At 51.2% G+C, this 9,736-nt stretch carries 9 protein-coding genes; 1 reads left to right on the top strand and 8 read right to left on the bottom strand.

Going from position 1 to position 9,736, the window contains the following annotated elements:
- Positions 1 to 1,251, top strand: a 1,251-nt coding sequence (locus ACPV3A_RS37205; RefSeq protein WP_426204923.1) for a sensor histidine kinase, incomplete at its 5' end; no start/stop codon positions are given.
- 102 nt (positions 1,252 to 1,353) lie between these two features.
- Here ACPV3A_RS37205 and ACPV3A_RS37200 read toward each other — a convergent pair.
- The 8 genes from ACPV3A_RS37200 to ACPV3A_RS37165 form a co-directional block, all read right to left on the bottom strand.
- Complete coding sequence (locus ACPV3A_RS37200; protein WP_071218042.1) at positions 1,354 to 1,923, bottom strand: manganese catalase family protein; 570 nt, start codon at positions 1,921 to 1,923, stop codon at positions 1,354 to 1,356.
- 96 nt (positions 1,924 to 2,019) lie between these two features.
- Entirely contained in the window at positions 2,020 to 2,295 is a 276-nt protein-coding gene (locus ACPV3A_RS37195) for a spore coat protein CotJB (RefSeq protein ID WP_071218041.1), read from the bottom strand.
- A gap of 6 nt (positions 2,296 to 2,301) precedes the next feature.
- A complete protein-coding gene (locus ACPV3A_RS37190; RefSeq protein ID WP_074961779.1) occupies positions 2,302 to 2,523 on the bottom strand; it encodes a spore coat associated protein CotJA in 222 nt (73 codons plus the stop codon).
- A gap of 150 nt (positions 2,524 to 2,673) precedes the next feature.
- The gene (gene ytvI, locus ACPV3A_RS37185) at positions 2,674 to 3,705 is read right to left on the bottom strand and encodes a sporulation integral membrane protein YtvI (RefSeq protein WP_071218040.1); all 1,032 of its coding nucleotides are present in this window, start codon (positions 3,703 to 3,705) and stop codon (positions 2,674 to 2,676) included.
- Between the two features lie 34 nt (positions 3,706 to 3,739).
- Positions 3,740 to 5,065, bottom strand: coding sequence for a hemolysin family protein (locus ACPV3A_RS37180; protein WP_426204920.1), 1,326 nt, complete (start codon positions 5,063 to 5,065; stop codon positions 3,740 to 3,742).
- Between the two features lie 25 nt (positions 5,066 to 5,090).
- Positions 5,091 to 6,230 (bottom strand): radical SAM/CxCxxxxC motif protein YfkAB, encoded by a 1,140-nt coding sequence (gene yfkAB, locus ACPV3A_RS37175; RefSeq protein WP_426204919.1) that lies wholly within the window; start codon positions 6,228 to 6,230, stop codon positions 5,091 to 5,093.
- Between the two features lie 139 nt (positions 6,231 to 6,369).
- A complete protein-coding gene (locus ACPV3A_RS37170; RefSeq protein WP_426204917.1) occupies positions 6,370 to 8,631 on the bottom strand; it encodes an MMPL family transporter in 2,262 nt (753 codons plus the stop codon).
- 29 nt (positions 8,632 to 8,660) lie between these two features.
- Positions 8,661 to 9,736 (bottom strand): HD-GYP domain-containing protein (locus tag ACPV3A_RS37165; protein WP_426204915.1); only part of this gene is annotated, 1,076 nt, incomplete at its 5' end.

Genomic DNA, 9,736 nt, shown 5'->3' with positions numbered 1-9,736 from the left:
CGCGAAGAAGAGCTGGATCAGCTACAGGAGCGGCTGCTCGGTTACTACGTGAAGAATGGGCATACTTTCCGTGCCGTTCAGGATCAGGCGTGGTTAGCGGACAGTCCCCGTTCAGCCGACCGCCTGGAAAGCATCCTTCTGACATCCGGGGAACAAAAGACCCTCTTGCATGAGGGGGAGGCTGTGGAGAAGCAGATCAAACGCCTCGGCGTAAAGCGGACGCTGCATGTTGAAGGCAAACCGGTCGCGGAGCTGTATTATTATGATACGGATGTGGCAAACCTGACCAAGCTTCGGATCGGCACGCCCACATCGATCATTGTTTTGCTGGGAGGAGGCACCGTCCTCTTCGTGCTGCTTTCCCTCGGGGCGGCCTACTGGATATCTCGGAGGCTCACTGCGCCCTTGCGCAAACTCGTCCCGGCTATCGAACGACTCGGTCAGGGCGAGTATGGTGTTCAGGCTCCCGTTACCTCGGAGGATGAATACGGGAGGGTCGCGGTTGCTTTCAACGGCATGTCTTCCAGGCTCGAGCAGTCTGAGATGGTCCGCCGCAATCTGGTGGCTGATGTCGCCCATGAGCTTCGAACACCGCTGACGATCGTAAGAGGCAAGCTGGATCTGCTTCAACAGAGCAGGCAGCCGATCCAGCCGGAACTATTGCTTCCCATCCAGGATGAGTTGATTCGCTTAACCCGTCTCGTGGGCGACCTTCATCAACTATCGCTGGCCGAAGCGAAGCAGCTCCCGCTGGTTCGGAAACCCACGGACATGCTGGATCTTCTGGGTCAGATACAGGAGCGCATCGAGCCAGATGCCGATGCCAAGAGCTTGACCCTGCGTTTGACGAGCGCTACGGAACACACTTCCGTTCCTGTAGATCCAAGCCGAATCACGCAGGTATTTCTGAATCTCTTCATCAACGCGGTTCGGTATACACCCCAAGGCGGGCTTGTCCATACCACGATCCAAGAGGAGACCGCTTCCGGCATGCTTCGGATTGATATTCGGGATACAGGTCCAGGGATTGAGGAGGAGCATCTTCCCTATCTCTTTGACCGCTTCTACCGTACGGACGGAGCACGTGCGCGGCATCAAGGCGGTATGGGACTGGGTCTGGCGATTGCCAAGGAATTTATCGTATCGCATGGCGGCACGATTCAGGCACAGAGCCGGCAGGGTCAAGGAGCTACATTTACGGTCCGGCTGCCCTATCATGATCATGACTCGGAGCAGCCTCACGGAATATAACGGCCCCCTTAACTCCTATCTAACATAAACAGACAGGCCCGGACAGATATCGACCGGCCTGTCATTGTTAATCCATTCGGATGTCGAAACGATACCCTCTCCCTAGAATATTTTTTTCGTTGCCCGATCTTCCTTGATGATCTCGACGGCTTCCCTGAAGCGGATGGAATGGATAATTTCACGTTCCCGCAAAAATTTGAGACTGTCCTGCAAGTCCACATCATCCGTCATGTCGATGAGCCATTGATATGTAGCGCGTGCCTTCTCTTCTGCCGCAATGTCCTCATACAAATCCGCAATCGGATCGCCCTTGGCTTGAATATAGGTTGCTGTCCAAGGGACCCCGGCCGCATTCTCATAATACAGCGCATTGTCATGGTTGGCGTAGTGCGCTCCCAACCCGGCAGCCTCCAGTTCCGCCACGCTGGCATCCTTCGTCAATTTGTACACCATCGCGGCAATCATTTCGAGGTGCGCAAATTCCTCGGTTCCGATATCGTTGAGCAATCCGATCACTTTATCTGGAATCGTATACCGCTGGTTCAAATAACGCAGTGCAGCAGCCAGTTCGCCGTCGGCGCCTCCATACTGCTCCATCAGAAATCTTGCCATTCTCGGATCACATTTACTGACGCGCACCGGATACTGAAGTTTTTTTTCATATACCCACATGGGCTCTTCCGCCTCCTTGTTCTCGCTTTTCCTCTTCATGAGGGCTGCATGCATGAGGTGAAAAAAAGCCGCAGCCCCCTTGCCATACCGTCATTGTTAAACCTGCCAAGGCCAAGGACCCTCGGCCCATTCAAACGGATACTTGGAATAAGCACGGCCAAAATTTTGCAGCGGCCCATACAGCTCTTGAAATTGTTTCGCTAGCACCGTTCTCTCCTGTGTCAGTTTATTGAACTGCTCGATGCTCTTGAGATCATTCGGATGGGTGTCCAAGAACAGGTTCAGCTCCACCAGGACAAAATCCAATGCCTGAAGCTGCTCCAGCATTTCGTAATACTTCAGATCTCCAACCTGGGGTCTGGCTTCATTCACCGCATATCACTCTCCTTTAAATTTTCGCGAAGTATACGGGCTATACAAGGATGGCCATAACGTTCCGTGCCTTAGCGCCTCAGCAGGGCTAAACTGGGGCAGACCCGGCGGTTGAAACACGACATACTGGTTAACAGGTACCACATACGATCTGTAAAGCTTGGGCGGGCATGGATCAAATGGCGAATGAAATACCGGATATACGCGTACCTCTGGATTTTCCTTCAAAGGGATTTCCTCCTTATCGTTACGATCCGTCGTTATCAAGGACTCTTCGTATTTAACATATGTCTTCCGCCCAGAAAAAGAACTCCAAAATGACAAAAAAACCCTCTCCCCTGGAATATTTCCGGGAAAAGGGTCTTCATAGAGTTGTCCTCAAAATTTGATTTTGATTTGGAACAAGCCCGCTTTACGCATAGCGGAATAGATAATAACCACCAAGGGGCCGATAAAAAATCCGATCACGCCAACCAGTTTAAATCCGATATACATGCTGACCAGGGCAGGCAATGCGCCGATGCCGACGGCATCCCCGATGACCTTCGGTTCCAGCACGCGGCGGATCACCGTAATCAGAATGAACATGAAGATCAAGCCGACTCCTGTAAAAATATCGCCTACCGCGAGCAGGTAGATGGACCATGGTATCAAAACGGAACCTACGCCCAGAATCGGCAAAATGTCGACAATGGTGACAAGCAAAGCGATGGCAAGCGGATAGTTAACGCCTAATACCAGCAAGCCGAGCAGCGTAATCACGTACGTAAACAGGCTGAGGATCAGCTGTGCCCGCAAAAAGCCGAAAATTGATTTTTTCAGGCTGATCAGCACCTCGTTCACCTGCGACTGTGATGTCTCATCAAACAGCGACAATACTTTCTCACGCATCGTATCGAGGCTGAAAGCGAACAAGTACACCGCTACGCAGAATACAATGAACGTGACGAACAGGTTCGGCAGCGTTTTGGCAAAGGACAAAAATGTTGATGATACTGAATTGACAAGCGACCGTATATAGGAAGAAATATTCGACATGAATTCGGTAAGACTGTCGGCAAGACCCGGCGAAATGCCGTTCAGCATGTCTTGCGCTTGTATAATCGTATGCTGAAGGAATTCGTTGGCCCCTTCAAAATATTGCGGAGCCCGGCTCCAATATTCGACCAGCTGGTTAAACACCTGCAGACCGATCAAATAAGCCAGGAGCAGCATCAACAGGAGGAATAGCGTGCTTGTCACCGTTGCGGCCGCAATGCGGTTCATGCGAAGTCTTTTCATTAAGAGCCGATTTAACGGCTCCAATGCAATAGCAATCACGATGGCCAGCAAGAACGGAGCTCCAACCGTAAACATTCCGTACAGCAACAGGAGACTGAGACCGATAAAGATCAGCTGCTTAATCGACATAATCCACTTCCTAACAAATAGAGTCTTGCTAGTTCTAAATGAAGCTGCTCTCGAGCTTCTGATGAATCATGACGCGAGTTACACGCAACCGTGTAGACTCCTCTACCTCAAAGACCACTCCGTCAAAGGTGGCTTTCTTCCCGACCACCGGGTTCCCTTCAAGCTCTTTGAACAACCAACCGCCGATGGAATCCACGTTATGCTCTTCAATCATCAAACCGGTCAAATCATTCACTTCTTCAATGAGCATCCGCCCATCCACTGAAAAGTACTCATCATACACTTCAATTTCAGGCCGCTCATCTTCAAATTCATCGTACAGGTCCCCAACAATCTCCTCCAGAATCTTCTCGGCTGTGAGAATACCTGCCGTCCCCCCATATTCGTCCACCACGAGCGCAAGCTGCTCATGTCTTGCCTGCATCTTCCGCAGCACCTCGCTGATTTCCGTTGATTCCGATACGTCCATAATCGGTCTCATCAAGGAAGCCAGATCACGCTGCTTCTCAGGCTCCGCCAGCAAGAGATCGGTAATGTGGACAAATCCGATGATGCGGTCTTTGTTGTCCGTTGCGACCGGGTAGCGGGAGTGCTTCGTCTCATTGACGATCCGAAGATTCTCTTCCAAGGTATAATTGGTGAAAAGAACGTCCATGTCCGTCCTTGGCAGCATAATTTCTCTGGCTCTCAAGTCAGAAAAATCGAACAGGTTGTCCATTAATTTCATCTCGTTCTCGTCAATGACACCGCTCTTTGCGCTCTCGTTCATCAGAATCCGAATCTCTTCCTCGGAGTGGGCCGCTTCGGCCTCGCTTGCCGGCTCGATGCCAACCATCTTCAGAATCCGATTAGCGGAAGCATTCAGGACCCAGATCACCGGCAGAAAAATGCGGTAAAACCAAAGCAGCGGCGCCGACAGAATCAAAGCCGTGCCCTCCGTCCGCTGAATAGCCAACGATTTCGGTGCAAGCTCCCCTAACACAATATGCAGGAAAGTGATAATACAGAAGCCCACCGCCACCGATATTGTGCCGATCAATCGCTCATCCGTAAATCCAATGCTATGCATAATGGGGGCCACCAGCAATTCTGAAATGGCAGGCTCCCCTATCCAGCCAAGACCCAGGGAAGTTAATGTGATCCCAAGCTGGGTTGCGGATAAATAGGCATCCAGCTTCTGGTTTACTTTCAGGGCAATGCCTGCCAGCCGGTTCCCTTCGCTAACGAGCTGGGTCAACCGGGATTGACGCATTTTTACCAGTGAAAATTCGGCCGCTACAAACACGCCGTTCAACAAAACGAGCAGGAAAACCAAGAGCAAATTCAAAATCAGTTTCCCGACCTCAAATTCCTCCGCCATGATGACACGCCTTCTTTCTAGGGTTCTAGTTTGTCTTTGCTTGCCTTGACTTGAAATCCACACCCCGGTAGTACATGTCGGCCACCAACAGGTTCGGCCCACAGCAGCTCACTGCATCGCAGTGACAGTTAACCGTCTGGTTCAACGGGTGTCCTGTTGTCCATTCGTTAAAAATATCGTCAAGCTTCTGTTCCTTAATATTACCAAAAGCCGGGATATCAGCAAAATCCGTTACATATACGTCGCCCGAGAATAAATTCACATTCACCCGGTTACGGCCATCCGGATCATTCCGGACCGTTACGTTCGGTTCTTGCCGCAGGCGGCGAATGATATCCTGGTCATCATCATCGGAGCTGCAGGCATAGAAGGGCAGTGTTCCGAACAGCATCCACATGTCCCGATCCCGGACATCCAGCAAATGGTGGATGGCAGCTTTCGTGTCGTCCAAGGACAATACGGGCAGAGTGGAAGCAAAGTTTGAGGCATACATCGGGTGAACCTCGTGCCGCTTGCAGCCCATATCCTTGATCAGCTTGTGGATGCCGCTGAGTTTCGTATGCGTCCGGTAGTTAATCATTGATTCAGCGGATATGTACATCCCTGCTGCACTCAGTTTCTCCGAATTGACCAGCATTGTATCGTACATTTTGTATGCCGTTTCCTTGGAGACGGGACGTGCACTATTCGCAAACCCGACTTCATAGAAGTCGTCCCCGTTCAAATAATTGAATGAGATATGCATAACGTCCAGATAAGGCAGCATTTTCTCATACCGACTTATATCAAGCGTCAGATTGGAGTTAATCTGGGTCCGGATGCCCCTTTCCTTGGCATACTTCAGCAAGGGAACAATCACGTTATCCACCGTCTTGCCAAGAAATGCCGGTTCACCGCCCGTCAGACTGATCGTCTGCAGATGTTCTACCTCGTCCAATCGCTTCAGCATCGTATCGAGGGGCAGCATCGGCGCTTCCTTCATGACAAGCATATCACCGACAGCGCAATGTTCACAGCGCATATTACAAAGATGCGTCACTGTCATTTCCACACTGGTCAGCACATGACGACCATGCTCGCGCAGTGAAGTTATCGGATCCCACGGATCATAACTCGGCGAAATGGGCCTTACGGCTGATGGAAATGGCTGTGCTGTATTACTCATGGTTCACTCACCTTATTTCTTTGAATTACCGATTCATTCAGTACAACTTACGCTATATGTACTTTACGGTTTTGATAATGTCCATTATATGATTATAACATACCCAAACAGAAGGCTTCTGCTTGATTCGGCTGGGAAATCATCCACTTTCCACATGTTGGTCTGAGCCTTCCTTGGAAGTAAGCTTATGGCCCGGAAACATCCATCTTGGACTCCACCAATTCGCTCTGCCCATCATCTTCATAAACGCAGGCACAAGCAGCACCCGAATCACGGTGGCATCCAGCAGAATGGCTGCTGTCAGGCCTAAACCGATCGCTTTCATCACTTCATTATCCGTAAATACAAAGGCACCTACGACGACAGCCAGAATCAGGGCAGCGCTTGTAATCAGCCCGCCCGTACTCTCCAAGCCTTCGGCTGTGCTGAATTCGTTATCTCCCGTCCGTTCGTAATTCTCCATGATTCGCGAGAGCATCATGACTTCATAGTCCATCGATATGCCGAACACCACGCAGAATATCAGGATTGGCAAAAGTGCAAAGATGGATCCCGTGGAGGATACACCCAGCCACTGCGCGCCAATCCCCTCTTGAAACACCCATACCACGATACCGAGTCCGGCGCCGAGGCTGAGCATATTCATTATGCTTGCTTTTAAAGGGAGCACGACCGATCGAAACGCCAATAGGAGAATGACATAGGTAACTACAAATACAAAGACCAGAACGTAGGTGATATTCTGATGGATGGCTTCCATGATGTCCAGTTTATAGGCGGGGCTTCCGGTGACATAGGTCGTCAGCTCATTCGTGTCCATCGTCCGTAACGCTCGGACGAGCTGCATAGTCAATGCATGGGATTCGCCATACTCCGGGATCACGGCGACGGCTACGAAATTCCCCCTAACAAAACGATGCTGCTCCAGCTGCTGGCGGATATCTTCGCGGGATAAATATTTCGAGGCTTCTTCCACCGAACCTCTGCCGATGCTCAGATAACTCTCTACCTGCTTCACACCCGGCATCATCCTGATTTCATCCGTATATGCCTTCATTAGCTCGATGCTGCGCGAATCCTCATAAGAGGCCGGAAGTTCGACCGCTACAACGATCGAATTCAATTCACGTTCATCATAAGCCTGTGTGAGCAGGTCGTGTCCATATCGGGATTCATAGGCGGGGGGAAGCACTTCGGCTGCGGGGATGGCGATATTCATGTCCCGAACCGGATAAATCGCCACCAATAGTAAACCGATCGCTGCGATAGAGATGGTCACAGGATGCGCCATGACAAATTTGGAGAGCCTTCTCCACAAACCGGAGGTCTGCCGTGCCCGGAGCGTCCGGTAAGCGGCAGGGAATAGAGGGAGCGCATCGATACGCGGGCCCAATATTCCCAATAATGCGGGAAGAAGCGTATTACCGGCCAGCACTGATAACAGCACCACGGTAATGCCGCCTATGCTGAAGGAACGGAAGATCGGCAGATCTATGAAACTCATCGCCACAAAACCGATCAACACGGCTGCCCCGGAGAACATCACCGCTTTGCCGGCGGTTGCGCAAGTGACAGCCAGGGCAGTGCCCACATCTCCGCTCCGTGTCCGCATCTCTTCTTTGAATCGGCTTACGACCAGCAACGCATAATCGATCCCCACGGCCAGGCCCAGCATCGTTACGACATTCGGTAGGAAATTGCTGATCGAGCCGTCGGCCAAAGCGACGAAATACAGGATTCCCATCGTGACCACCACACTGGCAACACCGGCTAACAATGGCAGGATCGCGGCAGTCAATGTTCCGAATACGACCGCCAGAATGAGCAGAGCTGCGGGAATGCCTATCATCTCGGCATGGATGATATCGCTTTTGACGGCTTGGTTCATATCGGCGAAGATGGCGGTATTCCCTGTTATGTAAGTATCCGCTCCCGTGATGCCCGGAACCGAGTCACGAATCTCTTCAAACTGCTTCAAGGCTTCCGTGGAATCCAGATCCAGCAGCACCGTCACGGATACGATATGATCCTGGCCTGCCTTATGAGCTGCCATATTCATATAAATATCCCTGACATAGGGACGGGCTCGCAAAGGCTCAAGCTCCGTCAATATTCGCCTCTGCGCCGTGCCTGCCGTCAAATTCTCATCGTGCTGGCTCACTACGACAATATCCAGCGAAGCTGCCGACAGTCCTAATCCCTCTTCCAGCTTCTCAATCCCGATCTGGGCCGGACTATCCTTCGGCGTAAACCCGTTGTGCTGCAGAATGGACGGCAGCTTGAATGCAAACGGAAGCAGCCCGCAAAACAAAAGAAGCCAGGTTACAACAATGGCTTTACGGTAGCGGTATATCTGTCGCCCCCATGTATGCAGCAATGTTGTATGGCTGTTACGTCTCACGAGTCTACCTCCTTCAGTGTAAGTTTGATCTATGGTGCTCGCCCGATACCAGCGATCATAATGGCCAGTGTTTCAGACAAATCTAATTCATAAGGTGCGGATAGCGGGGTGCCTTCGGCATCCGTTAATACGCGGACAACGGGTCGATGCGGCACATGTGCGTGAATTTTGGATACCACTCCACTCTCACCCGTATGTAATTTCACGGTGATCCCTGGAGGATATATCGCTACCCGATCCCGAAACATGGCCAGGAATGACTGTTCATACAGTGTTCCCGAGCCTGCATACATCACCTCTACCGCTTCATGCGGCAATAAGGCAGGCTTGTACACCCGCTGCGTGGTCATCGCATCGTAAGAATCCGTAATCGCAATCCATTTGGCGTATTCATGAATCTCAGGTCCCTTCAAGGCTCTGGGATAACCGCTGCCATCCAGGCGTTCATGATGCGACAGGGCGCAATGCGCCGATAACAACGGAATGTTCGGTTCGTCTTTCAATATTTTGAACCCGAACTCGGTATGCTTCTGGACCTCGCGAAATTCTTCTTCGCTCAGCCGTCCTGGATGATTCAGCAGCTTCTGGGATATCCTCGTCTTGCCGATATCGTGAAGCAATGCCCCCAAGCCCAGCACCTTCAGATCCTCCCGATTATAGCCGTAAGACACCCCAAGAACCGTTGAATATAGACAGACGTTAAGCGAATGACGATACAGATTGTAATCGTTGGTATTCATATCCGTCAGGAGTACCATGCCCTCGTCATGATCCGATATTTCATCCATAATAGACTCCATCATCCCGGAGAACGTTTTGCCTAAATGAAGGAAGCTTCCCTTCAGAGCAGCCTGGCTCTCCAGGGTCTTGAAGCTCGTCCGTATCGACTGGATCGCCTGCAGCCGGGTCTCCTCGGTCAACAACTCCGGAACCACGATATCCTCTGTCATCGGCTCCTCGATATAGACATACCCGATTTCCAACGTGCCCAGACGGCGAATCAGTCCTGTCGTCAGCTCCACGCCTTCGGCAAGCAGAATTAAACCGTCACTATTATATATTCTCTTACCAAGAACCATTCCCGGCCTCAACGCGTTGATAGGTA

Origin of the sequence: Paenibacillus sp. Dod16 (assembly GCF_049893405.1) — a bacterium.
Classification (GTDB): Bacteria; Bacillota; Bacilli; order Paenibacillales; family Paenibacillaceae; genus Paenibacillus_AQ.
Note: the sequence above shows the minus strand (reverse complement) of the source record. Positions and strands in the feature narration are given on the sequence as shown.

What these genes read in the sequence shown, in the direction of transcription:
- ACPV3A_RS37200 (WP_071218042.1), bottom strand. Translation starts at nt 1,923, where the DNA reads ATGTGGGTATATGAAAAAAAACTTCAGTATCCGGTGCGCGTCAGTAAA.
- ytvI (WP_071218040.1), bottom strand. Translation starts at nt 3,705, where the DNA reads ATGTCGATTAAGCAGCTGATCTTTATCGGTCTCAGTCTCCTGTTGCTG.
- ACPV3A_RS37180 (WP_426204920.1), bottom strand. Translation starts at nt 5,065, where the DNA reads ATGGCGGAGGAATTTGAGGTCGGGAAACTGATTTTGAATTTGCTCTTG.
- yfkAB (WP_426204919.1), bottom strand. Translation starts at nt 6,230, where the DNA reads ATGAGTAATACAGCACAGCCATTTCCATCAGCCGTAAGGCCCATTTCG.